Consider the following 25,037-nt stretch of genomic DNA (forward strand, 5'->3'; position numbering starts at 1 on the left):
CAGTTGCCTGGGTGGGAGGGCGACCACGCCGGAATCCTGACAACGGAGCCCTGCCGCAAACGAGTAGCCATGTCGTACCTCACCCGCCACCGCCTCGCCTGGGCCGCGCTGTCGACGGCCCACGCCAGCCGCCGCCCCGCCGGCCTGTCCCTCTTGTACGACCACAGGAGGTGGACCTCGAGGCGGGCATGCTCGTGAGCACCAGCTACTGGGGGTTCGCGGGCGAGTCCCTGTCCTCCGGCTTCGACCCTCCTCCTGCTCCGGGACCCACCACCTCTCGCGCGACCCTCACGGTTGCGCGTAGCGGGTGGACCTGTGGTGGTCAGCCGCTGATTGCGACGAAGGCGGCGTGCGTCCAGTCGCCGTCGGGGGCTGATTCTCGCAGTTCGATGCACGCCTGCCGGAGGGCCTGGGCGGGGGGGTGCTGCGCCAGCAGCTCACCGGTCCGCGACATCAGCGCACGCGCTCGGTCGTCGTCGACCGCCCATTGGGCAGCGATCACCGAGCGAGCGCCAGCCTCTAGGAGCGCGGGGACCAGCCCGTAGGGCTCATCCCCCCGCCCAACTCGGTAGGCGCCGCCGTCGCACACGCTCAGCACGACGCAGCCCACGTTCGCCGCATCGAGTCGGCGTATCGCGTCCGCGGTCACCGGACCGGGGTGGTCCAGCTCGGGAGAGAGCAGCAGCTGGTGGTCGAAGAGCGCCGCGTCGCCGGGGAATGACCCGTGCGCGGCCACCTGGATCACGTCGCACCTTGCGGCCGCCCTGGAAAGCGCCTCGAAGGTCGCGTCCTCTTGGGCAAACGGCTCCACCGTGAGACCCCGACCTCGCCATGCGGCGGTGAGCAGCTCCATCTCCTTCATTGCCCCCGGTAGCTGTGGCAGACCGGCATAACCCACGAGCGGGTCCGCCAGCACACCCAGCCGCCGTACCTGGCCTTCCCGCCGCTGGCGGAGACGTGACCACACCGACCCGCTGGGGACCACCGTCACCGCGGCGTCGTCGAGCAGCCACCGGCCTGCGTCGTCCCGCAGCGCCATCCACGGCACCAGGTGCAGCGAACGCTGGGGCACCACGACCCAGTGATCGCAGTCGTCGGCCAACCCGGTCTCCCGCACTGGTGCGAGCAACAGCTCGTGCATGGCGGTCAGGTAGTCCTTGGCGAGCGGGCCCGGGGGACGGGGGACTGAAGACATGGCGAGACGGGTCTTCAGCACCGCGTTACCGAGTGCACTGGTGTCAAGGGGGCTGCGATCGTCGATCGTGAACCGCGCCGTCGTCACCTGGTGGGCGTCAAGGTCCGGCAGCCGCACGTATGTCGCATCCGCTGCCGTCAGCACCACCACACCGGGGAGATACGCGGGGTGCGACCACCTGTGAGGGAGCACGTAGCGGAGCATCACCTCCCCCGGCCGCAGCAGCCGCTGCACGGACCTCAGGTCCGTAGGGTCCGCGACGCCCGCGTAGCCTGCCCCGACCTGGGCGGACCGTTCCTCCAGCTCCGCCAGAGCGTCCTCAGATCCTACCGGTAGCTGGCTCAGCAGCCGCATCTCCACGAGGACCGGGTCATCTGTTAGCGCGGGTGGGAAGTCGGTCGCCGTGCGCTCCAGAATCGTGCAGAGTTCGTCGTCCGGGGTGGTCAGCAGCCCATCCAGGCCGTCGAGGAGAGTGCGAGCCGAGGCGGTCTCGGTGAGGTGGAAGATCTGGGCCACGTCGGGGGTGTCGATCCTCACGAGGTGGGCGAGGTCCTCCCCGACCAGCTCGTCCAGCCGAGCAGCCTGCATCAATCGGCCCAACCGGCTGCGGAATCGTGCTCGCGGGTCGTGCACCTCGTAAAACGCCTTCCTCAGCCGGTCGAGCGACTCGCGGTCGAACGCCCGGGCACCGTCGACGAGGATCGCCCGGCAGGCGACCGCCCATGCCTCCTGCTGGCCTTCCGAGGCGGCGAGGGCCAGCGCGGTGGCCAGCCGGTCGGCAAGGCTGGACGGCACACCGAGGTCGAGCCGGACCGCGGCGTCGGTAAGCGACCGCGCCAGCACCGAACGCTTCATCGCCTCCTCCGGGCGGTCGAACACGTCGTGCGGCACGCAAGCGTGAGCAGCCCGCACCAATCGCGCGAGCAGGCCTTGCACGTCCTCAGCGAACATGGACTCGACGCGCCCAAGCCAGAGGTCGAGGACCTGGATGGTCAAGCTGGTCAGCTGCTCGACCTGCGCCACCTCGGCGTGCGCCGCGCCACCCTCCCAGGCGGCGACAGTGTCCTCGAGCAGCTGCCGGGCCAGTTCTTTTTGGACCTCCGCCTCGGCCTCGGGGAGGGCGGCGCGAGTCCAGAACGAGCAGTCGGCCGCGATGATCCGTGCCTCCCCAGCCACCGACGGACAGTCCACAGCGTCCGCGGCGTCTGCCAGGCGGAGCAAGGCTTGGCGGACCTGGCCGTACTCCTCCGGGGTCTTTGCGGTGGCGTAGTTGACGGTGAACCGCAGCAGCGACGCCTTGATAGCCGCCTCGTGCTCACCTGCAAGGTAGAAGATTGCCTGCGCGGCTAGAGACCACGGTCCGGCCCTCGGATCACCTTGCGCGAGGGCGCGGCGGGCCTCGTCGTACGCCGCCCGGCCGGTCTCGGCGTTGACGTGCTGTGGGTGGGCTGCCAACCACGCATCGCCGTCACCCCGTTGAACCGCGGCATAGAGCTCTCCGAGCACAGTCATCTCTGCGTCCCACCTTACGGTTCGGCCAACAGGGGTGCGGCCAGCCACCGGGTGAGCGCCTCGCCGGTCGCTCGTTGGGAGAACATCGCGCAATGCCAGAAGAACTCGGTCTGCCCCAACGCGACATGCTGGTCAGCGCCAAGGTTGAGGTCGGCGCGGCCGGTGACCCGGGCGACGCCGTCGGTGGGCACGACGATGTCATTGGCCTCACCTTTGAAGACGCTGTCCACAAGCCCGTCCACGCCGCGAACCAGCCGAAGCAGCCGGCCGGTCGGCTCGAACTCCACGTCGACGGCATACTCCTTGGCCCCAAACTCGCCGAGGAAAGGCAGTCTTCTCAGCCGGTCGTCGTCGGGCCGCATCACGGCCAGCCCAGGCAGCTCCTGGACCGTGCCCGCCAGCAGTGACCGCACCACGGTGAGCAGGCCGGAGAGCGTGTCGGTGACCACGGACCAGGGTCCGTCGGGGATCAGGTTCACCATGGTGGTGACCCGATCCAGGTAGGCCCGGATGTGCCGAGGGTCCGCCAGCGGGGTGCCCCCGTTGGGAGTGGCGACGTAGACGAGGCTGCGCACATCGAGCGGAGCGTCCGGAACGCTCATCGCCTTAGCGACGGCGCGCCCGACTAGACCGCCTCGGCTGTGGGAGAGCAGGTCTACCGCGATCCGACGGCCCCTCGGCAGGTGGACCAGCAGCTCGGCCACGTTGTCGTCGAGGTCGGCGGACAGCGTGTGGTGGTCAAACGCCAGGACGCGGCCCTGATAGGCGGTATGCAGCGCACCGAAGTCGTCCTCATGCAATCCCTGGAAGGAGCCGTGGCTTGAGCTCGCAGTCCCGTGCAGTAGGAGGAGCGTCCTACCTTCTCCGAGCAATGACCAGTCGGTGACCGGGTCAGCACCGGCGGTGCGGAAGCCGGACGGGGTCAGCCAGCGGATCCCCTGCGGGCGCGACCGGTTCTCGTACGCTTTGACCAGCGCCCTGCTAGTCAGGCCGATCGCCTTCTCGACCAGCGGCACCACGAACACCGTCAGCAGCTTGGTGCCCACGGTCGCGACCAGACCGCGGTCGGCGACGTCTGCGTCCTGGGCGACGGCGGGATCCTGGGCCACCGTGCGGTCCACGGTGAACGCGACCTTAGTCGGGTCGGTGGGGTCGACCTCCGGAAGGTGCCAGGTGATCACACCGGCCTCGTCGGCCATCATCAGCACCTGCGGCTGTCGCTCCCCCAGGTCGGGAACCCGCAGCGTCATGCCAGGGGCGCCACCGCGCGTGACCAGGCCGTCGACGGCGAATTTGTCCTCCTCCGCCCGCACCTCCACCGCGTGTTGCTGCACGAACTCCTGCTGGGCCAGGGCGAACTGGAGCGCAGCAGTGGCGTTCGGCTCCTCCACCGACCGCCCGCCCATGAGGCCGGGCTGCCGCTCGGCCGTGCCGACGAGCCCGGGAGCCTCGAGGGTCACCCCCTCGCCCAGGTCGACGGGAACCGACTGCAGTGCGACTGGCATCAGGACTCCTTCGGACGGCGCAGCACGAGGTTCGGGTGGCCGTAGAACACGTAGGCCATCGGCGTCGCGGACGCGGTCGTCTCCGTGTCGGCGCGGAACGTCTCCCGGATCCGGCGTACTGCCTCGCCCACGGGGATGCCCTCATCGAGCGTCTGCTCGTAGAAGGTAAGGCTGATGTCCCGGGCCACGTCGTCGTCGACGTTCCACAGCGGCGCAAGGAAGCCGCGACACCCGGAGACGAGGAACGCAGACGCCAGACCGCCGTAGGAGCTCAGCACGATGCTGGCGGTGCCCACCTGGCAGGCGTTGAGGAAGACGAACGGCCGCGAGGCACGGCCCAACTTCGACCCCTCGATAGATGCAGGGTCGACGACCCGCTTGTCGCGCAGGACGATCCCGGTGTGCTGCTGGGCAGTCAGGCCGACCTTCCCGTGCGCAGCCATGTGCACGACCGCGGGCCGGTAAGGCGTCTCACCCCGCGTCAGCAGGTCGTTCAGAAGCCGAAGCACCTGATCCTCCTCGATATCGACGGGCACGGCGTCATAGCTGAGAATCAGGTGGTTGGCCTCCTCCACCGCGGCGGGGAGGTCGGCGATGCCGGTCACGTTGTAGTCCCCGACCACGACCGCCATCGTCGTCGCATCGACCACCGCGTCCGGAGGGCTGACCGGGAGGGCTGGGCCGAGACTCTGCGGCTCCGGATCGATCCATCGGCCCACCGACCACAGGACGCCGAGCTGCTGGTTGGGCTCCGCGGCGACGGAGCCGTCAGACCGGCGCCCCCCTGGCAGGCAGGCGGCCGGCACGTGCTGGTCGCCCTCCACCCAGGCCAGTTCCCAGGGCACGAACGGCTCGCGGGTGACCAGCATGAGCGTGGGCACCCGGTTCGCCTGCTCCGCCTGGACTTTCTCCCAGACTGCGGCCAGCAGCCGCCAGAACTCGATCGGCAGCACCTGGGACACCCGCAGACCCAGCCCGCGAAGGGTGTTGCCAAGCAGCCCGGATCCTTTCAGCGCCGGCAGCTGAGCCATCAGCTGCTCGGCAAACGCCTGGGCGTTAGCGACCGGGAGCGAGGTCTCGACCTGGTAATCCGGGCGGGCGACGTCGTGCGGCGACTGGAAGAGCCAGTGCAACTCTGGCCGACCCTGCTGGCTGAGGATCGTGACCGTCAGATCGGCCTGGTTAGTGTCCGCGGTGCCGATCTGCGAGCCGCCGCCGGTGCTGAGTCCGGACGCCCCGGCTGTCCAGCTCGGACCCGCGGGCTCGTCGGTGGCTAGGTCGCCGTGCTTGCCGCGCCCGGCAGGCAGCACGGTTATGTCGCACCAGGCGCGACCGACCACGCCGCCGTCGATCGAGAATACGACCTCTATGCTCCGGTCGATGTTTGCCCGGACGTCGTCGGCGACCACCGTGAAGCTCACCGTCGCGTTCTCCGGGTCGTCCCGCTCGATGGTCAGGGGTTGCCGCATACCTTGAGGAAAACGGAACCCGAACCCGTCCACCTGGACCTCGAAGGTCAGCAGGGCGGCCGCATTCGGCCGGATGACCGGTCTGTCCTCGGCTGACCGCGCTTCGCCGGCGAAGCCGACCTCGACCTGGAACGGCGTCCCTGCCGGAGCGCTGGTCGGGCCCGTCACCCGCGGGAAGGCGCGAAAGCGGGCGACGTCGCCGTCGCTGCGCGCCGAACCAGTTCGGCCCACCGTCGAGGCGTGCGCCTCGGCCGGGCCCGACGCCACAGGCACAGCCTTACGCGCACCCTCGACGGGCACCGTGCGACCCCCTCCACGGGTGCCGCCGCCGCCGATGTGAATGCCGAGCACAGACCTTCCCCGCAGGACGACCGTTCCCGGCCTCGCCCCCCGCCAGCCGTCGGCAGTGTCGAGGACGTCTAGGGTGGTGGCGGCCCCGAGTTCGTCAAGCCGCAGCGCCGTTCGAGCCGGGACCGCCGGGTCGGCTCGAGTCAAATGCTTCCGTGCGCTGCCGGCCTGCATGGTGACCAGGCGCGGCGGGTGGTGGAGCCTGTCAACCATCACAATGTATGCCGTACCTGGTTGCGTAGCGACGGCCTCCAGGGCTTCGCCTGCCAGCAAATCCGCATCGAGGACCTGCACCGAATGGAGTCCTCCCGGGCCGCCCATGCCCCGATCGTCCTCCTCCTCGCCCGGCCTGACAAGGGGGCGACGAGACTCACCTAGAGTGGCTCTCCCCAATCATGGTGGAGGTAGGAGCGTGACACGCCGGCTGGTGTCGCTCTACACCTACGATCACCTCACCAACGCGGTCTCCGCGATGCCTTCCCCCGAGGCCTGGGGCGATGCAGCGGCGTTCTTCGACCTGCTGGCCGACTTGGCACTGACCGAGCAGGGCAGTCCGGCAGCGGTGGAGAGCGGGCGGCTGGAGGGGCTCGGTGCCGGCGAGGGGGAGGCCGACTACCCGAACGGGTCCGACGCCTTCTACGGCAACCACTGCGCGGACGCGGACTATCCCGACCGGTTCGCGCTCTCTGCCCACGGACAGGTATGCGCGGCAGTGCTCGCAGTTTGGGCCCTTCTGGTGGTGGAGCAACACCGGGTGCGCGCACTGGGAGGTGAACCAGCACGCTACCTCGGTCTGTAGACGGCCCGCACGTCCGCTCCGGTCCTGGTCGTCGGTAACTACTTCGACGGCGTGACAGACCACGACGGCGCAGTGGCGACCGACTGGTTGCTGCGGAACAGCCGGCTGCTCAGCTACGCGGGCTGGGGCCAGACGGCATACGGCCGCCGTCAGTGTGCGACCGACCACATCGACGACTACCTGCTGACCAGGTCGTTGCCGTCCAGGGGTGAGGTATACCCGGCCAACCCGAACCCGTTCCTGCCGCAGGCCCGTATGGCGCAGTCGGCACCTCTCGTGGGGCTGCCCATGCCGTGGCTGCTGCAGACCGAGCTCCCGGCTGGGAGCCGCTAGTCAGTCGACCGGTACGGCTCCCCTGGGATGAGCCACCGCACCCGGTGCCGGACGTCCGAGGGAGCCAGCGCGAGCGCCTCCTCGACGGCTGGGCGGCCGGAGCGGAAGTGCGACCAGCCCTCGTAGTGGACGGGCACCGCCACCCGCGGGCGGGTCAGCGCGACGAGCTCCACCGCTCGCCGGCCGGTCATCGTGTAGCGCACCGGACCGGTCACCGCGAAGCGCACGCCGCCGACGTGGACGAGCGCCACGTCCACCCGCAGACGGGCGGCGACGCGGCGCAGCGACCGGTGCAGCACGGTGTCACCGGTCACCCACAACCGGACCTCCTCCTCCCCGGCGCGACGCACCGCGAAGCCGACCACGTCCCCCACGACCGGGCCGGACAGCGGAGGGCCGTGGTGCGCCGGGGTGGCGGTGACCTCCAGGGGTGGCAGGTTCGCAGCCTGCAGCACCGTCACCTCCCCCGGGGCCATCCCTAGCGCGTTCGGCAGACCAAGCCTCCGCGCCCCGCTGACCGTGGTCAGCACGGTGCCCACCGCTGGCAGGAGCTGCCTTCCGGCAGCGTCGAGGTTGTCGCCGTGCCGGTCATGGCTCAGGAGGACCGCGTCGATATGCGGCAGGTCGCGGAGCCCCAGGGCCGGCCCCGCCAGCTTGTCCGACGACGTGCCCCAGCCGAAGTCGTAGTGCCCCCCGGCCGGGTCGAACGTCGGGTCGGTCAGGAGGTGCCAGCCGTCGAGCTCGATGAGGACGGTCGGGCCACCGATGTGGGTGAGGATCACCGCGCGTGCTCCACCGCCCACGTCAGGACGTCGTCGGCGATCTGCTCCCAGCCTTCCTGCGCGGGCAGCAGGTGGGCGTAGCCCTCGTACTCCCAGATCTCGGTGGTCGCCGTCGAGGAGTAGTGCTTCTTGTTCGACCGCTGCACCGCGGGCGGCATGATGTGGTCCTCGCTGCCGGACACGAACAGCAGGGGTGCCCGCGCGTCGTTCTGGTAGTCGACCCAGGTGCCCTGCATGCCCCGCTGGAAGTTGGCCAGCACGCTGTCCCACAGGATGCCGCCGTCTGCGGGGATGTGGTACCGCTCGTACAGTCGCGCCGACTCCTCCTCGGTGAAGGTGTTGGTGAACGCATAGCGCCACTGCGCCGGGCTGAGGCCGATCGCCTTGTGCCGGTTCGCCGGGTTTCGCAGCACCGGAAAGGTGGACCGCACCTGCGACAGCGGCACGACGCGCACCCCCTCCGTCGGGGCCGAGTTCAGCGCCACGGCGGAGGCGCCGTAGCCGTGGTCCAGCAGGATCTGGGTGAACGCCCCGCCGGCCGAGTGGCCGATGATGATCGGTGGCCGGTCCAGCTCCTTCACGACGTCCTCGAGGGTGTTCACGATCGCAGGGACGGTGAGGTCGGCGATGACCTGCGGGTCGGCGCGCAGCGCCTCCACCTCGATCTGGAAACCGGGGTAGCCGGGGGCCAGGACGCGGTAGCCCTTGGTCTCGTAGTGGGTGATCCAGTCCTCCCAGCTGCGCGGCGTGACCCAGAAGCCGTGGACGAGGACGATGGTGTCAGGTTCCATGCTCTTGATCGTGCTGGGCAGCGCAGGGGCGGCGCACTACGCTGAGGGACACATACCCCACGGATCCGGCCAGGAGGTGGACGGTGGGACGGCACCGGGTGGCCCTGATCGTCCTCGACGGCACCTTCGTGCTCGACCTGGCGGTGGCGGTGCAGGCGTTCGGCAGCCGTCCCTCGGTGTTCGCCAAGGTCCGGCAGGAAGCTGAGGCCCCCTACGAGGTCGGGGTCTGCGGCCAGGTGTCCACGACCACCGCCCTGGGCTTCACCCTGGCCGACCTCAAGCCGATCGACTGGGTCCGGGGCGCCGACACGGTGGTCGTGCCCGGCCTCGAGGCACCGTGGGCCCCCCAGGACCCGGCGGTGCTCGCGGTGGTGGCCATGGCCGCGAGGGAGGGTGCGCGCCTGGTGTCGCTGTGCGCCGGGGCGTTCGTGCTGGGCCAGGCCGGCGTGCTCGACGGCCGTCGGGTCACTACCCACTGGGCGCTCGCCGAGGAGTTCCGCAGGGCCTTCCCCGCACTGAGCTGGTCGAGCACGCCATGTATGTCGATGACGGTCAGGTCCTGTCCTCGGGCGGGATGCTGGCCTCGGTGGACCTCTGCCTCTACCTCCTGGGCCGGGACCACGGCCAGTCCTACGCCAACGACGTCTCGCGCATCCTCATCAGTCCTCCGCACCGGACGGGTGGTCAGGCGCAGTACGCCAAGCCGGCGCGGCTGCCCGCATCCGGCCCCCTGGCGCCGGTGCAGGACTGGGTGGTCGACCACCTCGGTGAGCCGCTGACCGCGGCCCAGGTCGCGACGCGGGCGCACATGAGCACACGCACGCTGGAACGGCGGTTCAGGGCCGAGACCGGCGACACCCTCATCGGCTGGATCAGCCGGCGGCGCGTGGAGCGGGCGCAAGCCCTGCTCGAGGACACCGACCTCACGGTGACCCGGGTGGCCCACGACGTCGGCTTCGGCAGCGCCGAGTCCCTGCGCCGGCACTTCCTGGCCTACGCCGGCACCAGCCCCCGCGCCTACCGGGCGGCGTTCCGTGGACCCGTTGCTCCGGTCACGCAAGGCGCCAGGCGTGCATCGTCCACCCCGACGACTCCTGCGGCGCTCACGCCCAGCACGTAGTCGAGGTGCCCTTCCGCTGACCGTGCTCGGATTCGGGTCTTCGACCCCCAGATCGCTTCCAGTCCGCCGACCGCAGCAAGGATGCCGCCGTCCACGACATCAACGAAAAGGTCCCGGCCCAGCTCCCCGACCGCTGGGCCTACCTCAAGCCGCTCTACCTGGCTCGCGCCCGAGCGGACCATCGTCGCCACGAACTCCTCCACCCTGGTGCCCCAGCGATATCGCAGGCTCGGCCGGCCGGCCGGCCGAGCGGGCGAGGCCGTAGCCACCTCCGGCACTCCTCTGTGTCTAGGACGCCGTTGGCAAGGCCGTTCTACGCTGTTCTCCGGCGAGTCCGGGAAGTGGCTTGTCCGAAGAGTCAATGCCCTGCAGCACGTCACCCTCTACCAGGGCGGCACGCCTACGGGCACCACCTCGGCTTCTCCAGCACTCCGGCGAAGGAGTCCGACCCGCGGCTGATCGCCCCGCACTTCTACTCCACCCAGGAGGACCTCCTGCGGCAGGCCGCCGCCGAGCGCGGCCTCGCGATCACCGCGCTGCGGCCGGAGGCGGTGGCCGGCTACCGCGACCGGCAACCCGATGAACTGCTGCTCGTCATCGGGGTGTATGCCGCGCTCAGCCACGAGCTGGGCCTGCCGTTGCGCTTCCGCCGGACCCGGCGTGAAAGGTGTCCCGTGGGATCGGCCACCGGTGGCCGATCCCACGGGACATCTTCTACGCGCCGGCGGCCGAGCCCGACCTGTCATAGCCGGGCAGGGCGGAGCACTACCAGCCGCCTACGCCAGGACGTCCAGGAGCCGGGCCTGCAGGGCCAGTTTCAGCTGGGCCAGCTCGAGCACGTAGTCGCCGTGCTCATCCTCCGACACCGCGTCGCCAGGCCACGCCTTCGCATCCGCGCCGCTCGCAAGAGCCTTCAGCCGTGCGGCCTCGGTCTGCCCGATGCCGAGCATGTGGGAGTCCTGGTGCAGCACCGCCGCGAGGTGGTGCAGCTCGTCGAGCTGACGACCGGACACCTCGGAGGCGACGTGGGCGAGGGCGTCGACCCAGGTGTCGTCGTCCTCAGCCAGCTCCCGCACGGTGTCGGTGACCAGCTCGAAGAGGGCGTAGTGCGCTGCCGCCGGTCCCGGCCAGACCTCCTCGAAGTCGTCGAACGGACGCCGAGCCACCTGCGTGGCCATCCGACGTGCCTTGTCCTGGTCGCCCAGTGCCAGAGCCCCGACCACCTTCTCGAAGAGGTTCCCCGCCGCGAGCAGGCCCGCCATCGAGGCCGCCTGCTCCGCCGAGGGAGCGCCGCCGCGCATCGGTCCTGACCAGAAGCTGCTCGTCGACATGGGTCCAGTCTGCCTCGTCCAAAGCCCTCGCTTCCCGGTCCTACGCCACCGGCCAGAGCGCAGCCCGCGCCAGGGCGACGGCCCGGTGGTCTCCCGGGTGCTGCTCCACGTCTCGGTCGCGGAAGGTGCGCCCCGTGACGTCCTTCAGGGTGGCCCACAACGGCCGCACCCAGTGGGCCACCGCGTGGGCTCGACACCGGTCGGCCCGGTCCACGACGGGCCGGGGAGCGAGGTCGACCAGGGGCTGCAGCCCGTCTCGGACATCGGGTCATCGCTCACCGGCCCCACGGTAGCCACCCCTGGTGCGCCGGACGGTGTGCCCCCGGGTGCGTCGCTCGCTCATCGGCGCGAAGGTCTCGTGGCAGGAGTTCCGCGCAACACCTCGAGCCGGTTGTCGTACAGCGACCGGTCCTGGTTCATGGGCGAACCGACTTACAGATCCATGAGCAGCGCGAGGGTCTCGCGGACCTCACCGAGGACGACCGGGCCTACATTTCCTGTGCGCTCGTGTATGCGCGTGGTGGCGACGGAGCGCACATGCTGGCACTGTGCCGACGAAGGCGCCCCCAGCCGATTGCCCTCGTCGGGATCGATGACCACCTCGGTGCTGCTCTGACGGACCGTCCGGGTCAAGGGAACGACCTGAACGACGTTTGGCTCACCCCGCAGGATCCGACGCGCTGTCACGACGATGGCCGGCCGCCGCAGTCCCGCTTCACTGCCCGAGGGCATCCCGAGATCGAGTTCGACGACATCACCCGGCGTCAGCATCCAGCCACGCGCTCTCTTCGTCCGTGAGGTCAGCCGCAAGGTCGCGCGCCATGGCGTCCTGGCGGAGCGCTCGGATCCCCTTGCTGACGGTCTCGTCGATCGTCTCGTTGCGCTCGGCCGCCATCCGAGTCACTTTCGCGTGCGTATCCCGACTGATGCGAATCGTGGTCGTCTCACCCATAGGCACGAGCATAACCCTGGTAGACAGATCCGTCTACAGCCCAGCGGCCAGCCTCACCGCGGCGTGGCCTCGACCCGCGCCCACTTCAGCGCATACGAGCGTTCTATGTCGCGCTGACCCCGCCCTGAAGGACCGCTACGACCCGTAGTGAAAGACTGGAGGTGCCCGCATACCCGTAGGCAGCAGAGAGGAAACCATGCAGAAGCTGACCGTGCTCGGATCCGGGGTCCTCGGCTCCCAGATCGCCTTCCAGTCCGCCTACCGCGGCAAGGACGTCGTCGTCTACGACATCAACGACGAGGTCCTGGCCCAGCTCCCCAACCGCTGGGACTACCTCAAGCCGCTCTACCTGCGCGACGTGCAGGACGCCACCGGCGAGAAGCTCGACGCGGCCGTGGGCCGGATCCGGGCCACCAGCGACCTGGCGGACGCGGTGTCCGACGCCGACATCGTCATCGAGGCGGTGCCCGAGGTGCTGGAGATCAAGCAGGAGACCTGGGCCAAGGTCGGAGAGCTCGCGCCCGAGCGGACCATCTTCGCCACGAACTCCTCCACCCTGCTGCCCAGCGACATCGCCCCCTCGACCGGCCGGCCCAACCGGTTCCTCTCACTGCACTTCGCCAACGAGATCTGGCGCCTGAACGTCGGTGAGGTGATGGGCCACGCCGGCACCGACCCCGAGGCCTACGAGGCCGTCGCCACCTTCGCCGAGGAGATCGGCATGGTGCCGATCCGGGTGCAGAAGGAGCAGCCGGGCTACGTGCTGAACTCCCTGCTCGTCCCGTTCCTCAGCGCCGCGGCGGTCCTCTTCGTCCGGGGCGTCGCCGACGTCGAGACCATCGACCTCACCTGGCGGAAGTCGACCGGCGCGCCGATGGGCCCGTTCCAGATCTACGACATGATCGGTATGGAGACCCCCTACCACCTCGCCCGGAACAACCCCGACCCCGAGATGCGGCAGTTCGCCGAGATCGTCAAGCGCGACTACATCGACCAGGGCCGGCTGGGCACGGGCGTCGGCAAGGGGTTCTACGACTACTCCTGACCGGCAGGGCCCTGCCCTCGGCAACGCGGTCCCCATCTCGGCGTGTCGCGCACAGTGCAGGACGCTCGTTGCGTGTCGCACCCTCCTGCGTGTGACCCGCCGCAGAGCCTTGAGGCACTGTGCGTGACACGCCGGTCCCTCCGCTGGTCCGCCCGGCGAAGCGAAGGCGCGTACGCGGCGATCACCTGAGCCCCTCCCACGCCGCACCACATGCCGAGAGCAGCCCTTGCCTGAACGCCCTCGCGGCAGGTCGGCGTCCGCTTGCAGGCAGCGAGGGGTGTCTGTGCCTCCGCGGACCTCGGTGCAGGCAGCCCTACCCCAGCCCGGAGGTCGGTGTCCGCGGAGGCGCCGGCGGATGTCATCCCGCCCCGTGTCGTGCGGATCACCCAGAAGCCGATCGGCCGCTCGCCGAGGTCGACGCTCGCCACCTACACCGGGATGTGGGACCACGTGCGCAAGACGTTCGCGGCGTCTGCCGAGGCGAAGGAGCGCGGCTTCACCGCGAGCCGGTTCAGCTTCAACACGGCGGCCGGACGGTGCCCGACGTGCCAGGGCGAGGGTGCGGTGTCGGTGGAGCTGCTGTTCCTGCCGGGGACCTACTCGACGTGCCCGGACTGCCACGGCGACCGGTTCGGGCCCAAAACGCTGGAGGTGCGCTGGCAGGGGCGGACCGTCGCCGACCACGCTCTACGTCATGGACGAGCCGACCTCCGGGCTGCACCCCGCCGACGTGCACCGCCTGCTCGCGCAACTGCACGTCCTGGTCGAGGCCGGTCACACCTCACGAGCAGGTTGACACGGGGCTTCTCTCAGCGCGAGGCTCCGACCCGCCCACCCTCGGCCCGCGACCGGGGCCTGCGCCGCCGGGGACGGCCGTCGCGCAGCACGTGGGAGAGCACCCTGGGACGCATCAGCGACTGCGGCGGCTCGAGCAGGGCGGTCACCCGGATCATCGCCCGTGCCACCACCGGGTCGTGCTCGGCCACCCGCTGCGCCCGTCCGACGTAGGCCGCCACCGCGGCTGACCCTCGTGGCCGCTGGCCCTGGACGCCCGGGATCTGCAGGTCGGCACCGATGGCGAGGGCCCAGGCCTGGTCGACGTAGTGGGTGGCCGCCCGGTGGTAGCGGCGCAGTGCAGCCGGCAGCCCGTCCACACCGTCGCCGGACGCGAGGGCCTCTCCCAACGCCACCGCCTGCAGCGCCGCGACGCTCATCCCCTGGCCGAAGATCGGGTTGAACGAGCAGATCGCGTCACCGAGCACGGCATACCCCGGCGGCAGGGTCACGTCCTCGACCTTGCGCCGCACGCCGTGCGCGAAGCGGTAGGGCAACGGGCTGTCGAGCAGCTCACGGTCCAGCAGCGCACCGATCTCCGGCGCCACCAGTCCTGTGGCATACGCCCTCAATCCCTCCAGGTCGTCCGGCGGCTCCTCCTCCAGGTAGCCCGCGACGGTGACCACCCAGGTGCCGTCCTCCTGCCGCAGGGCCGCCCCCCCACGCGGGATGCGGGGAGTCGCCGCCGAGATGACGACCCGGGCCCCGCCGAGGTCACCCTCCCGGTGCTCCACGTGCACGGTGCGGTAGCGCACCCCGAGCACGACGCGCTCCTCCGCCGGCGTGTCCCACCCGTGGTCGGCGAACCATCGAGCAGCGCGACCCGGCCGCCCGGTGGCGTCGACGGCGAGGTCCGCGGTCAGGGTCCGGGGCGCGGCGGCCGGGTCGTCGAGGCCCTGCACCAGGACGCCGGTCACCGCTCCCGGTCGCGACGACACCAGTCCTCGCATGTCGGTGCGCTCCCGCACAGTGACGTTGGGCAGGTCGCGGACGCGCGCCCGCAGGTAGGCCTCGAGCAGCGGCCGGGACACCAGCAGCCCCAACGCGCCGGCCGGGGTGGCCACGAGCCGGTGGCCACCGATCCACCACGGCCCGCTGTCGCCGATGTCCCCCACGAGCCCTCCGTGCGCGACGAGGTCATCGGTGAAGCCGGGCAGCAGACGCTCCATCGCCGCCCGACCGGAGGCGAGCAGCCCGTGGATGTGGGCCGCCTGAGGGGTCCCCGACCGGTGCCCGGGCTCCTCAGGCAGGGCGTCCCGTTCGAGCACCACCACCTCGTCGGTATGGGGTGCCACCGCGGCTGCCGCGAGTAGGCCGGCGATGCTGCCGCCGACGACGACAGCGGTGCCAAGACGTGGGTGGCGAGGGGTCATGGTGTCCTCCAGGGACGGGCCACTTCCGCCGATCGGGGGTCGCTCGTCTCCAGTCATTGTCCACCCGCTGCCCGCCCAGCGGAAGCGGTTTGCGGGATCCGACGGGCGCGTCTGGCGCAGGCATGACGCCGGCCCTGTTGGTCAGCCGGCTCCAAGGTCGAGTCGTTGCACGCTGTCGTGTGCCAGACTCGCCGCACGGACTCCGGACAGAGGTGATCGGTATGTCTCCTGGCCAGATCGGCTTCGCGCTGTTGCTCTTAGGGCTCTTCCTGCTCATCGGGAAGGTGATCCGGGTGAGGACGGGGTGGGTGCAGCGTCTGTTCCTGCCCAGCTCGATCATCGGGGGTGCCCTCCTCCTCCTGCTGGGGCCGCAGGTCCTCGGCCAGCTGGTCCCGGGCATGTCCGAGGCCGGCGTCTTCACCGCGGAGATCCTCACGACCTGGGGGGCGCTGCCCGGGCTGCTCATCAGCGTGGTGTTCGCCACGATGTTCCTGGGCCAGGAGCTCCCCAGCCCGAAGCGTGCGGCACGTCTCGTCGGGCCGCAGTTATCCCTGGGCGTGGCACTCGGCTCCAGCCAGTACGTCGTCGGGCTCTTGATCGCCGCCCTCATCCTGGTCCCGGTCTTCAGCGCCAGCCCGATGACCGGCGCGCTGATCGAGATCGGCTTCGAGGGCGGCCACGGCACGGCCGCCGGCATGCGCCCGGTCATGGAGGACCTCGGCTTCGGCGATGGGGCGGACCTGGCCGTGGGTCTGGCAACGGTCGGCATCGTCGGCGGCATCGTCATCGGGATCGCCCTCATCAACTGGGGGGTGCGCACCGGCCGGACCGAGCTGCTCAAGGGGGACGTCAAGACCTCCCTCGACGAGCAGAAGGGCCTGTTCCGCAAGGACGAGCACTACCCCGCCGCGACGATGACCTCCCGGCCTGCCTCGGTCGAGCCGCTGTCGTTGCACATGGCCTTCGTCGCCGTGGCGATCCTCATCGGGTGGGCCATCCTGGAGTCGCTGCGGTGGATCGAGGCACAGACCTACGCCTCGGTGATGCTGGAGGACAACACGCCGCTGGAGATCTTCGCCTACGTCCCGCTCTTCCCGCTCGCCCTCATCGGCGGAGTCATCCTGCAGGCCATCGCCGAAGCGTTCAAGGTTGCTCACATCATCGACCACCAGATGATGCTGCGGATCCAGGGCTGGGCGCTGGACTTCCTCATCATCGCCGCCATCGGCACCCTCTCGCTCACCGCGATCGGTGCCAACATCGGCACCTTCACACTGCTGGCGATCGCCGGCATCGGAGTCAACGTAGCCCTGTTCCTGTGGCTGGCACCGCGGATCATCGGTCGCTACTGGTTCGAGCGGGGCATCGGCGATTTCGGCCAGTCCATGGGCGTCACCGCCACCGGCCTGATCCTCATGCGCATCACCGACCCCGAGGCCAAGAGCCCCGCCTTCGAGGCCTTCGGCTACAAGCAGCTGATCTTCGAGCCCTTCTTCGGCGGCGGGATGATCACCGCGCTGGCGATCCCGATCATCTTCCTCACCGGCGTCTGGCCGCTGTTCTTCGCGATGCTCGTCATCTTCCTCATCGCCGTGGGTGTCGGGCTGCTCTATTACGGGCCCCGGGCCAAGGCCGAGCGGGCCGAGGCGACGGGAAGCACGTCCGCGGCGACCACCTGAACGGCTCCCCCTCCCCGACGCCTCCTGCTCCCCGCCCCCCTCCCCCCGCCGCGCACCCAGGCATCAACCACGCGTCCGACCCTTGACTGAACGTCCGTTCAGGATCTACGCTGACTGAATATTCAGCCAGCGGGTCGAGGAGGACGTCTTCAGTGGATGACGAGCAGGCCACGCGGGCACCGGTCCCCCAGCCCGGCGGCGCCGAGCGGATCCTGGCGGCTGCCCTGGACCTCTTCGGCCGGCAGGGCGTCAAGGGCACCAGCCTCAAGACGATCGCCACCGCCGCCGAGGTGTCCCCCGCGCTGATCGTCCACCACTTCGGGAGCAAGGACGCGCTGCGGGTCGCCTGCGACCAGCACGTGGCCCGGATCCTGCGGACGGCCAAGACCGAGACGGTCCAGCAGGGCCAGCACGCCGACCCGCTGGCGCTGATGACCCAGCTGCGGGAGAACCGGCCCGTCGTGCGCTACCTCGCCAGGACGCTCACCGATGGAAGCCCGCACGTCAACGACCTGATCGACGAGATGGTCGCCGACGCCGAGGCCTACACCCAGACCAGCGTCGACGCCGGTCTGGTACGCCCCAGCGCCAACCCCCGCGCCCGCGTCGTCGTGCTCTTCCTCTGGTCCATGGGCGTCCTGGTCCTGCACGAGCACCTCGAGCGGCTGCTCGGGGTCTCCCTCGTGGAGGGCGACGAACCACCGCTGCCCTACCTGCAGGCGGTGCTGGAGATCTACGCCGACGGCGTCCTCGCCGACGGCACCTACGACGAGCTGCGGCACTACGTCGGCAGCCAGGACGGGCCGCACGGCCCCGAAAACAGAGGGAGCGAGGAGAGATGAGCGACGTCATCGAGTCCGCGAGGCTCGTCAAGGAGTTCGGCTCCACCCGGGCGCTGGACGGCCTCGACATGACCGTCCGTCAGGGCGAGGTGCACGGCTTCCTCGGACCCAACGGGGCCGGCAAGTCCACGACCATCCGCCTGCTGCTGGGGCTGCTGCGCGCGGACGCCGGCACCCTGCGTCTCTTCGGCCAGGACCCGTGGGCGGACGCGGTAGGCCTGCACCGCCGGCTCGCCTACGTGCCCGGCGACGTCGAGCTCTGGCCCAGGCTGACCGGCGGCGAGGCGATCGACCTCTTCGCCCGGCTGCGTGGTGCCCTGGACCGCCGTCGCAAGGACGAGCTGTGCGAGCGCTTCGACCTGGACCCGACGAAGAAGGCCCGCACCTACTCCAAGGGCAACCGGCAGAAGGTCGCGCTGATCGCGGCGCTGGCCTCCGACGTCGACCTGCTCCTGCTCGACGAGCCGACCGCCGGCCTGGACCCCCTGATGGAGGTCGTCTTCCAGGACTGCATCCGCGAGGTGCGCGAGCGCGGGACGACCGTGCTGCTGTCCAGCCACATCCTGGCCCAGGTCGAGGTGCTGGCCGACCGGATCTCCATCATCCGCCAGGGCCGGATCGTGGAGTCCGGCACGCTGGCCGACCTGCGCCACATGACCCGCACGACGATCGTCGCGCAGACGCGGCAGCCGGCCACCGCGCTGGCCACCACGCCGGGCGTGCACGACCTGCGCACCGAGGAGGGCCAGGTGCGCCTCGAGGTGGACGGGGACCGGGTCGAGCCGGTGCTGCGCGAGCTGGCGGCGCTCGGCGTGGAGTCGATCGTGGCCCACCCGCCCACCCTGGAGCAGCTGCTGATGCGGCACTACGGCGACGACCTCGCGGCGCGCGGGGCCGCGCAGCAGGAGGTGCGGGCACGATGAGCACCGACCTGGCCGCACCACGCACCACGCCGGCGGCTCCACCGCATACCCCCCAGGGTGCGCTCACGGGCACCGGCACGCTGGTGCGCTTCATGCTGCGCCGGGACCGCGTCCGGCTGCCGGTCTGGGTGGCCGGGCACGGGCTCTTCGTGCTCTACATCGCAGCGGCCCTGCCGCAGATCGCGCCCACCGAGGACGACCTGCAGGCCGTGGTGCCGCTGCTGCAGCAGCCGGTGGGCCGGATGTTCACCGGCCCGGCGCTGGGGATGGACGCCCCGACCTACGAGCGGTTCTTCGCCGCCGGCTACGCGCCCTACCTGTTCCTGCTCTCCGCGCTCATGGGCGTCCTGCTCGTCAACCGGCACACCCGGGCCGAGGAGCAGGCCGGCCGGGCCGAGCTCGTCCGCGCCAACGTCACCGGCCACGACGCCGGGCTGACCGCCGCACTCGTCGTCGCGGCCATCGCGAACACCGCTGCCGCGATGGTCGTGGCCGGCCTGGCCACGGCGGTCGGGTTCGCGCCGGTCGGCTCGCTGCTGGTCGGGCTGGGCACCGGCCTGGTCGGTATGGCGTTCGCCGGCACCACCGCGCTCACCGCCCAGGTCTTCGAGTCCTCCAGGGCCGCCGCGGGCGCCGCCGGGGCCGCGCTGGGAGCGGCGTTCATGCTGCGGGGCCTGGGCGACATGGCCGCGGTCGGCGGCACCGCCCTGTCCTGGGCCTCACCGCTGGGCTGGGCCGCGCAGGCCGGTCCCTACGTGCTGGACCGGGCGTGGCCGCTGCTGCCGCTGGCCGGCCTCGCCGTCGCCACGGCGGCGACCGCCTACGCGCTCCAGCGTCGGCGCGACCTCGGTGCCGGCCTCATGGCCGAGCGGCCCGGCCCGGCCGACGCCGGCCCGCGCCTGGGCTCGCCGCTGGGCCTGGCCGTCCGGCTGCAGCGCGGCAGCATCCTGGGCTGGGGGGTGGCCGTCGTGGTGCTCGGCGCCGTCGACGGCGCCTTCACCCAGGTCATGGTCGACGGGGCCGAGGAGATGCCGCCGGCGGTCCAGGAGATGTTCGGGATGGAGGCGCTCTTGGACGGCTACCTGGCATTCCTGGCCGTCTTCAGCGGCTACCTGACCACCGCCTACGTCGTCTACGCCGTCCAGTCGCTGCGCCTCGAGGAGGACCGCGGGCGGGCGGAGGCGGTGCTGGCCACCCCGACCAGCCGCACCGGCTGGGCCGGCTCCCACCTGCTCGTCGTAGCGGCCGGGGCGGCGGTCATCCTGGCCGCGTCCGGCCTGGGCACGGGCGCCGCCGCGGCCGCTGTGACCGGCCAGGCCTCCCTGGTGACCGAGCTCGTCCTCGCCCACCTCAACCTGCTGCCGGCCGTGCTCGTCGTGCTGGGGGTCTGCGCGCTGCTCTACGGCTGGGCGCCCGCGCTGCTCTCCCCCGTCGGCTGGGCCCTCGTGGCCCTGACCGTCTTCGTCGGCAACTTCGCGGCGCTGCTCGACCTGCCGGACTGGCTGCGCGACCTGTCGCCGCTCAGCCACCCGGCCCAGCTGCCGGCCGAGGAGTTCACCCTCGTGCCGCTCGTGGTGCTCGGCGCGCTCGCGGCCCTCGGGGTCGCGCTGGGGCTGCTCGGCCTGCGACGCAGGGAGATCGGCATCCGCTGAGCCCTGTCGGCCAGGCTGTCTCCCGAACTCCCGCCGCACCGCTCGATCAGGTCGGCCACGGCCAGGCCCTGCTCGGCGTGTCGCGCACAGTGCAGGATGCTCGTTGCGCGGCGCAGGTTCCCGTGTGCGACGCGCCGCAGAGCCAGACCGCACTGTGCGCGACACGCCGGGGCACTCCCGTCTCTACGTCACGACCTCGACCCCTTTCAGCGAGGACCTTGGCTCCGTCGTGCGCGCATCACCGGGTAGGCCGACGGCGTCCGCGGCCCACGACCCATACGTCGAGACCGAGCGATGTGGTCTGTTGCTCTCGCGCAACCGCACCACGCGCTCGGTGGACGGTGCCCGCCTAGTGTGGGACCGGTGAACGCAGGGACGATCCAGGTGTGGGGAGCGCGGCTGCACAACCTGCGCGACGTCGATGTCGAGCTGCCCCGCGACGCGCTCGTCGCGGTCACCGGCGTCTCCGGCTCGGGCAAGTCGTCGCTCGCCTTCGAGACGATCCACGGCGAGGCCCAGCGCCGCTACCTCGACTCCGTCGCCCCGTTCGCCCGCCGCCTCATCCACGCCGCCGTCGACCCGCAGGTCCGCGACGTGCAGGGGCTGCCGCCCACCGTCGCCCTCGAGCAGGGACGCGGCGGAGGTATGTCGTCCCGCTCCTCGGTCGGCACCGTCACCACGGCGGGGAGCACGCTGCGCATGCTGTGGTCGCGGTGCGGTGAATACCCCGCCGACGTGCCGCACATGGACTCCGACCACTTCTCCGTCAACACGGCGGTGGGCGCGTGCCCCGGCTGCGGCGGCCTCGGCGTGCGGCACGTGCCGACCGAGGCCTCGATGGTCCCCGACCCGTCGCTGACCATCGCGGAGGGCGCCGTCGCCGCCTGGCCCGGCGCGTGGCTGGGCAAGAACTACCGCGACATCGTCGCCGCCCTCGGCCACGACATCGACGTCCCGTGGCGCGACCTGCCGCCCGAGAGCCGTGACTTCATCCTCTTCAGCGACGAACAGCCGGTCGTCACCGTCCACCCCGTCCGCGACGCCACGCGCGTCCAGGCCCCGTACCAGGGCACGTTCTCCTCCGCACGCCGCTACCTGCTGCGCACCCTCGCCGAGACGCAGTCCGCCAGCCAGCGCCGCCGCGCCCTGCGGTATGTGGAGTCCGTCCCCTGCGGAGTCTGCGGCGGGCGTCGCCTGCGCCCGGAGGCCCTGCGGGTCACCTGGTCCGGGCTCGCCGTCGACGAGGCCGCGACCCTGCCGGTGTCCCGGCTGGTCCAGCTGATGGGCGAGCGGCTGGACGCGCTGCGGCAGTGGGGGGCGCGCGCCGACGCCGACAACGCGGACCACGCCGGCCCGTCGGCCGGCCTCTCCGCGCGGGACGAGGCCGAGCGTGTCCTGCTCGACGACCTCGTCGGCCGGCTGCGGCTCATGGACGAGCTCGGGCTCGGTCACCTCGCCCTCGGCCGGCCCGTGTCGACGGTGTCCTCCGGCGAGCTGCAGCGGCTCCGGCTCGCCACGGCGCTGAGGTCGGGGCTGTTCGGGGTCGTCTACGTCCTCGACGAGCCGTCCGCCGGCCTGCACCCCGAGGACACCGACCGCCTCGTCCGGCTGCTGCGCGACCTCGTCGCCGCCGGCAACACCGTGCTCGTCGTCGAGCACGACATGGCCGTGGTGCAGCGCTGCGACTGGGTCGTCGACGTCGGGCCGGGCGCCGGGACCGAGGGCGGCGAGGTGCTGTGGTCCGGACCGCTGGACGGCCTGCGGGGTGTCGAGGACTCGGTCACCGCCCGCTATCTCGACCAACCCGTCCACCGCCAGGAGATCCGCTCGGGCGCGGCCCGGGAGCCGCGGGGCAGGCTCGTCCTGACCGGACTCACGCGGCACACCGTCCGGGACGTCGCCCTGGACCTCTCGCTCGGCACCCTCACCGTCGTGACCGGCGTCTCCGGCGCGGGCAAGACCAGCCTGCTCGACGCCGTGCACGACGTCGTCGGTGCCCGGCTCGCCCGGGTCGAGGACGAGCGGGAGCCGGAGGGAGAGACTGCGGACGGCATACCCGCCGACGAGGCGGACGGCCCGGCGCTCGGGTCGGTGTCCGCGGAGGCGCCGGCGGACGTCATCCCGACCCGCGTCGTGCGGATCACCCAGAAGCCAATCGGCCGCTCGCCGAGGTCGACGCTCGCCACCTACACCGGGATGTGGGACCACGTGCGCAGGGCGTTCGCGGCGGCACCCGAGGCGAAGGAGCGCGGCTTCACCGCCAGCCGGTTCAGCTTCAACACGGCGGCGGGACGGTGCCCGACGTGCCAGGGCGAGGGTGCGGTGTCGGTGGAGCTGCTGTTCCTGCCGGGGACCTACTCGACGTGCCCGGACTGCCACGGCGACCGGTTCGGGGCCGAGACGCTGGAGGTGCGCTGGCAGGGGCGGACCGTCGCCGACCTGCTGCGGCTCACCGTGACCGAGGCCAAGGACGTCCTCTCGGGGCTGCCGGCCGCACGGCGGGCGCTGGTGGCGCTCGAGGCGCTGGGGCTGGGTTACCTCACGCTCGGGCAGCCAGCGACCGAGCTGTCGGGCGGCGAGGCGCAGCGGATCAAGCTGGCGACCGAGCTGCAGAAGGAGCGGCGGGCACCCACGCTCTACGTGATGGACGAGCCGACGTCCGGGCTGCACCCTGCCGACGTGCACCGGCTGCTCGCGCAGCTGCACGTCCTGGTCGACGCCGGTCACACCGTGGTGCTGGCCGAGCACGACCCTGCGGCGGTGGCGACCGCCGACCACGTGGTCGAGATCGGACCGGGCGCGGGCGACGAGGGCGGCCGGGTGGTGTCCGTCCGGGCCGGCGCCGGTGCCGGAGGGACGTCGGAGCAGGGCTAGGATCCGGCCATGACGCAGCGTCCACGCGTCCTCGTGGTCCAGCCCGAGGACGTCTGCCCCATCGGGATGTTCGGCACCTGGCTGGACCGGGCAGGGGTCGACTGCGACGTCCTGGCGGTGCAGGAGGGCCGGGCCCTGCCCTCCACGCTCGGCGACCACGCCGGGCTCATCGTCATGGGTGGCCGGATGGGCGCCAACGACGCCGCCGACCACCGGTGGATGGTCCCGACCAAGGGTCTGATCGTCGGCACCGTCGCGGCCGGCACGCCGTTCCTCGGCATCTGCCTGGGGCACCAGCTGGCGACGGTCGCCCTGGGCGGCGAGGTCGTCGTCAACCCGGCCGGCCCCACCATCGGTCTGCGGCCCTGGCGGCCCACGTCCTACGGCACCAGCGACCTGCTCACCGGTGTGCTGCCCTCCGGCACGCCCGTCCTGCACCACAACAACGACATCGCCGCGCGGCTGCCGGACGGGGCCACCACGCTGGGGCACGCGCCCGACGGGTCGGTGCAGGCGGCCCGGTTCGGCCCCCGGGCCTGGGGCGTCCAGTTCCACCCCGAGGTGGACGCCGCGACGGTGGCCGGCTGGGCGCGCGACCCCGAGGACGCCACCTCCCACGAGGCGACCCGGCAGCTGCGGGAGCGGGAGGCCGAGCTGCACCAGGCCTGGGAGCCGCTGGCCACCCGGTTCGCCGCGCTCGTCGGCGGCTAGCTGTACTCGGCTAGCCGGCGCGCACCACCAGCACCGGGCAGGACGCGGTACGCATCATCCGCTGGCTGACCGAGCCCAGCAGCCGGCCCCGGATCCCGCCCAACCCGCGGCTGCCCACGACGAGGACGTCGCACTCCCTGGAGTAGTCGCGCAGGGTCATCACGACGGGCCCCCGGGCGATCTTCACGTCGACCTCCACGCCGGGGTAGGTCTCCCGCAGCGGGGCCAGGACGCCCTCGACGAGCTCGCGCCGGTCGGTCTCCAGCTGGACCCACTCCTGCGAGTCCGGCTCGGTGACCACGAAACCGTTGACCACCTCCAGGTACCAGGTGTTCAGCGCGGTGACCCTGGCCCCGGTGTAGTGGGCCAGCGCGAGCGCGGCCCGGGCGGCCCGTCGGCTGTCGGCACTGCCGTCCACGGCCACGCCGATCCGGCCGTGCGTCAGCGCGTCGAGGTCGACGCCGGGGTTGACCACGACCACCGGGCAGCGGGCGTGCGCCGTCACCCCCAGCGAGGTGCTGCCCAGGACGAACTCCTCGATCGCCCCCTTGGCGCCGGTGCCGACCACGATGACGGCCGCCTCGTCCTGGTGCGCAAGCAGCGCCGACACCGGGCTGCCGCGGACCATCTCGACGCGGGCGGTGATCCCCAGCTCCTGGGCGAGGGCGTCGATCCGCCCCTGCAGCTCGCGCTGCGTCTCCTCCTCGGCATCCAGCACCGCGGACACCGCCATGATCTCCGCCCCCGCCATCCGGGAGGCCACCGCCTCCGGGTCGCTGGCGTGCACGACCACCAGCGAGGTCCCCGTGCGGGCCGCGGTGCGGGCAGCCCAGAGCAGTGCGGAGTCCCCCTCCCCTGCACCTGCTACCCCGACGACGATCGGGCTGGTGAGCGTGCGTGTCTCGTCAACCACCGTTGACCACCTCCACGTGGGGATCCGTACGTCCATCCTACCGAGGCCCTTCCG

General features: G+C 71.5%; 19 protein-coding genes and 3 pseudogenes. 12 read left to right on the forward strand and 10 right to left on the reverse strand.

The window, feature by feature from the left end:
• Positions 1-322 precede the first annotated feature (322 nt).
• From ESZ52_RS14070 to ESZ52_RS14080, 3 genes are read right to left on the reverse strand one after another with little or no spacing between them, the layout of a single operon-like run.
• Positions 323-2,707: a CHAT domain-containing protein gene (locus ESZ52_RS14070; protein WP_131105488.1), complete on the reverse strand. Its 2,385-nt coding sequence runs from the start codon at positions 2,705-2,707 to the stop codon at positions 323-325.
• Positions 2,708-2,721: 14 nt separating this feature from the next.
• Positions 2,722-4,212, reverse strand: coding sequence for an esterase/lipase family protein (locus ESZ52_RS14075; protein WP_131105489.1), 1,491 nt, complete (start codon positions 4,210-4,212; stop codon positions 2,722-2,724).
• Complete coding sequence (locus tag ESZ52_RS14080) at positions 4,212-6,323, reverse strand: CHAT domain-containing protein (RefSeq protein ID WP_181009913.1); 2,112 nt, start codon at positions 6,321-6,323, stop codon at positions 4,212-4,214. The genes ESZ52_RS14075 and ESZ52_RS14080 overlap by 1 nt, the downstream gene beginning before the upstream one ends.
• Before the next feature lie 133 nt (positions 6,324-6,456).
• Between ESZ52_RS14080 and ESZ52_RS14085 the strand changes: the two genes are divergently transcribed.
• Together ESZ52_RS14085 and ESZ52_RS14090 are read left to right on the forward strand one after the other, a co-directional pair.
• Positions 6,457-6,828 carry a hypothetical protein gene (locus tag ESZ52_RS14085; protein WP_131105491.1) on the forward strand — a complete coding sequence of 124 codons (372 nt, stop codon included), beginning with the start codon at positions 6,457-6,459 and terminating at the stop codon, positions 6,826-6,828.
• A gap of 18 nt (positions 6,829-6,846) precedes the next feature.
• Positions 6,847-7,161 (forward strand): annotated as a pseudogene (locus ESZ52_RS14090) (alpha/beta hydrolase); the annotation flags it as partial.
• Here the strand turns inward: ESZ52_RS14090 and ESZ52_RS14095 are convergent.
• The gene (locus ESZ52_RS14095) at positions 7,158-7,943 is read right to left on the reverse strand and encodes an MBL fold metallo-hydrolase (RefSeq protein WP_131105493.1); all 786 of its coding nucleotides are present in this window, start codon (positions 7,941-7,943) and stop codon (positions 7,158-7,160) included. The pseudogene ESZ52_RS14090 and the gene ESZ52_RS14095 sit on opposite strands and share 4 nt — an antisense overlap.
• The gene (locus ESZ52_RS14100) at positions 7,940-8,734 is read right to left on the reverse strand and encodes an alpha/beta hydrolase (RefSeq protein ID WP_131105494.1); all 795 of its coding nucleotides are present in this window, start codon (positions 8,732-8,734) and stop codon (positions 7,940-7,942) included. Before ESZ52_RS14100 ends, ESZ52_RS14095 begins: the two co-directional genes overlap by 4 nt.
• Positions 8,735-9,045: 311 nt before the next feature.
• Here ESZ52_RS14100 and ESZ52_RS20140 point away from each other — a divergent pair.
• Both ESZ52_RS20140 and ESZ52_RS19755 read left to right on the forward strand, forming a co-directional pair.
• A pseudogene (locus tag ESZ52_RS20140) lies at positions 9,046-9,219 on the forward strand (DJ-1/PfpI family protein); the annotation flags it as partial.
• A gap of 50 nt (positions 9,220-9,269) precedes the next feature.
• Entirely contained in the window at positions 9,270-9,854 is a 585-nt protein-coding gene (locus tag ESZ52_RS19755; protein ID WP_131105495.1) for a GlxA family transcriptional regulator, read from the forward strand.
• A 776-nt stretch (positions 9,855-10,630) separates the two neighbouring features.
• Here ESZ52_RS19755 and ESZ52_RS19340 read toward each other — a convergent pair.
• From ESZ52_RS19340 to ESZ52_RS14125, 3 genes are all read right to left on the reverse strand, one after another.
• Positions 10,631-11,185 (reverse strand): hypothetical protein, encoded by a 555-nt coding sequence (locus tag ESZ52_RS19340; protein WP_181009916.1) that lies wholly within the window; start codon positions 11,183-11,185, stop codon positions 10,631-10,633.
• A gap of 432 nt (positions 11,186-11,617) precedes the next feature.
• On the reverse strand, positions 11,618-11,956 hold the full coding sequence (locus tag ESZ52_RS14120; protein WP_131105496.1) for a type II toxin-antitoxin system PemK/MazF family toxin: 339 nt from the start codon (positions 11,954-11,956) through the stop codon (positions 11,618-11,620).
• Positions 11,940-12,137 (reverse strand): hypothetical protein, encoded by a 198-nt coding sequence (locus ESZ52_RS14125; RefSeq protein ID WP_131105497.1) that lies wholly within the window; start codon positions 12,135-12,137, stop codon positions 11,940-11,942. The genes ESZ52_RS14120 and ESZ52_RS14125 overlap by 17 nt, the downstream gene beginning before the upstream one ends.
• 196 nt (positions 12,138-12,333) lie before the next feature.
• On the opposite strand from ESZ52_RS14125, the gene ESZ52_RS14130 reads away from it, so the two are divergent.
• Both ESZ52_RS14130 and ESZ52_RS19760 read left to right on the forward strand, forming a co-directional pair.
• Entirely contained in the window at positions 12,334-13,182 is an 849-nt protein-coding gene (locus ESZ52_RS14130; RefSeq protein WP_131105498.1) for a 3-hydroxyacyl-CoA dehydrogenase, read from the forward strand.
• Positions 13,183-13,551: 369 nt separating this feature from the next.
• Positions 13,552-13,963, forward strand: a pseudogene (locus ESZ52_RS19760) (hypothetical protein); the annotation flags it as partial.
• Positions 13,964-13,991: 28 nt separating this feature from the next.
• On the opposite strand, the gene ESZ52_RS14140 reads toward ESZ52_RS19760, so the two are convergent.
• A complete protein-coding gene (locus ESZ52_RS14140) occupies positions 13,992-15,389 on the reverse strand; it encodes an NAD(P)/FAD-dependent oxidoreductase (RefSeq protein WP_131105499.1) in 1,398 nt (465 codons plus the stop codon).
• 221 nt (positions 15,390-15,610) lie between these two features.
• On the opposite strand from ESZ52_RS14140, the gene ESZ52_RS14145 reads away from it, so the two are divergent.
• The 6 genes from ESZ52_RS14145 to ESZ52_RS14170 all read left to right on the forward strand — a co-directional run bounded on the left by ESZ52_RS14145 (position 15,611) and on the right by ESZ52_RS14170 (position 24,070).
• On the forward strand, positions 15,611-17,068 hold the full coding sequence (locus tag ESZ52_RS14145; protein ID WP_131105500.1) for a sodium/glutamate symporter: 1,458 nt from the start codon (positions 15,611-15,613) through the stop codon (positions 17,066-17,068).
• Between the two features lie 152 nt (positions 17,069-17,220).
• Positions 17,221-17,910 carry a TetR/AcrR family transcriptional regulator gene (locus tag ESZ52_RS14150; RefSeq protein ID WP_131105501.1) on the forward strand — a complete coding sequence of 230 codons (690 nt, stop codon included), beginning with the start codon at positions 17,221-17,223 and terminating at the stop codon, positions 17,908-17,910.
• Positions 17,907-18,833: an ABC transporter ATP-binding protein gene (locus tag ESZ52_RS14155; protein ID WP_131105502.1), complete on the forward strand. Its 927-nt coding sequence runs from the start codon at positions 17,907-17,909 to the stop codon at positions 18,831-18,833. The genes ESZ52_RS14150 and ESZ52_RS14155 overlap by 4 nt, the downstream gene beginning before the upstream one ends.
• On the forward strand, positions 18,830-20,485 hold the full coding sequence (locus ESZ52_RS14160) for an ABC transporter permease (RefSeq protein ID WP_131105503.1): 1,656 nt from the start codon (positions 18,830-18,832) through the stop codon (positions 20,483-20,485). Before ESZ52_RS14155 ends, ESZ52_RS14160 begins: the two co-directional genes overlap by 4 nt.
• A gap of 363 nt (positions 20,486-20,848) precedes the next feature.
• Positions 20,849-23,359, forward strand: coding sequence for an AAA family ATPase (locus tag ESZ52_RS19925; protein ID WP_131105504.1), 2,511 nt, complete (start codon positions 20,849-20,851; stop codon positions 23,357-23,359).
• A gap of 9 nt (positions 23,360-23,368) precedes the next feature.
• On the forward strand, positions 23,369-24,070 hold the full coding sequence (locus ESZ52_RS14170) for a type 1 glutamine amidotransferase (protein WP_131105505.1): 702 nt from the start codon (positions 23,369-23,371) through the stop codon (positions 24,068-24,070).
• Positions 24,071-24,080: 10 nt separating this feature from the next.
• Here the strand turns inward: ESZ52_RS14170 and ESZ52_RS14175 are convergent, their stop codons facing one another.
• The gene (locus ESZ52_RS14175; protein WP_181009918.1) at positions 24,081-24,983 is read right to left on the reverse strand and encodes a universal stress protein; all 903 of its coding nucleotides are present in this window, start codon (positions 24,981-24,983) and stop codon (positions 24,081-24,083) included.
• Positions 24,984-25,037 lie beyond the last annotated feature (54 nt).

Origin of the sequence: Ornithinimicrobium sufpigmenti, from assembly GCF_004322775.1 — a bacterium.
GTDB classification, from domain to species: Bacteria; Actinomycetota; Actinomycetes; order Actinomycetales; family Dermatophilaceae; genus Ornithinicoccus; species Ornithinicoccus sufpigmenti.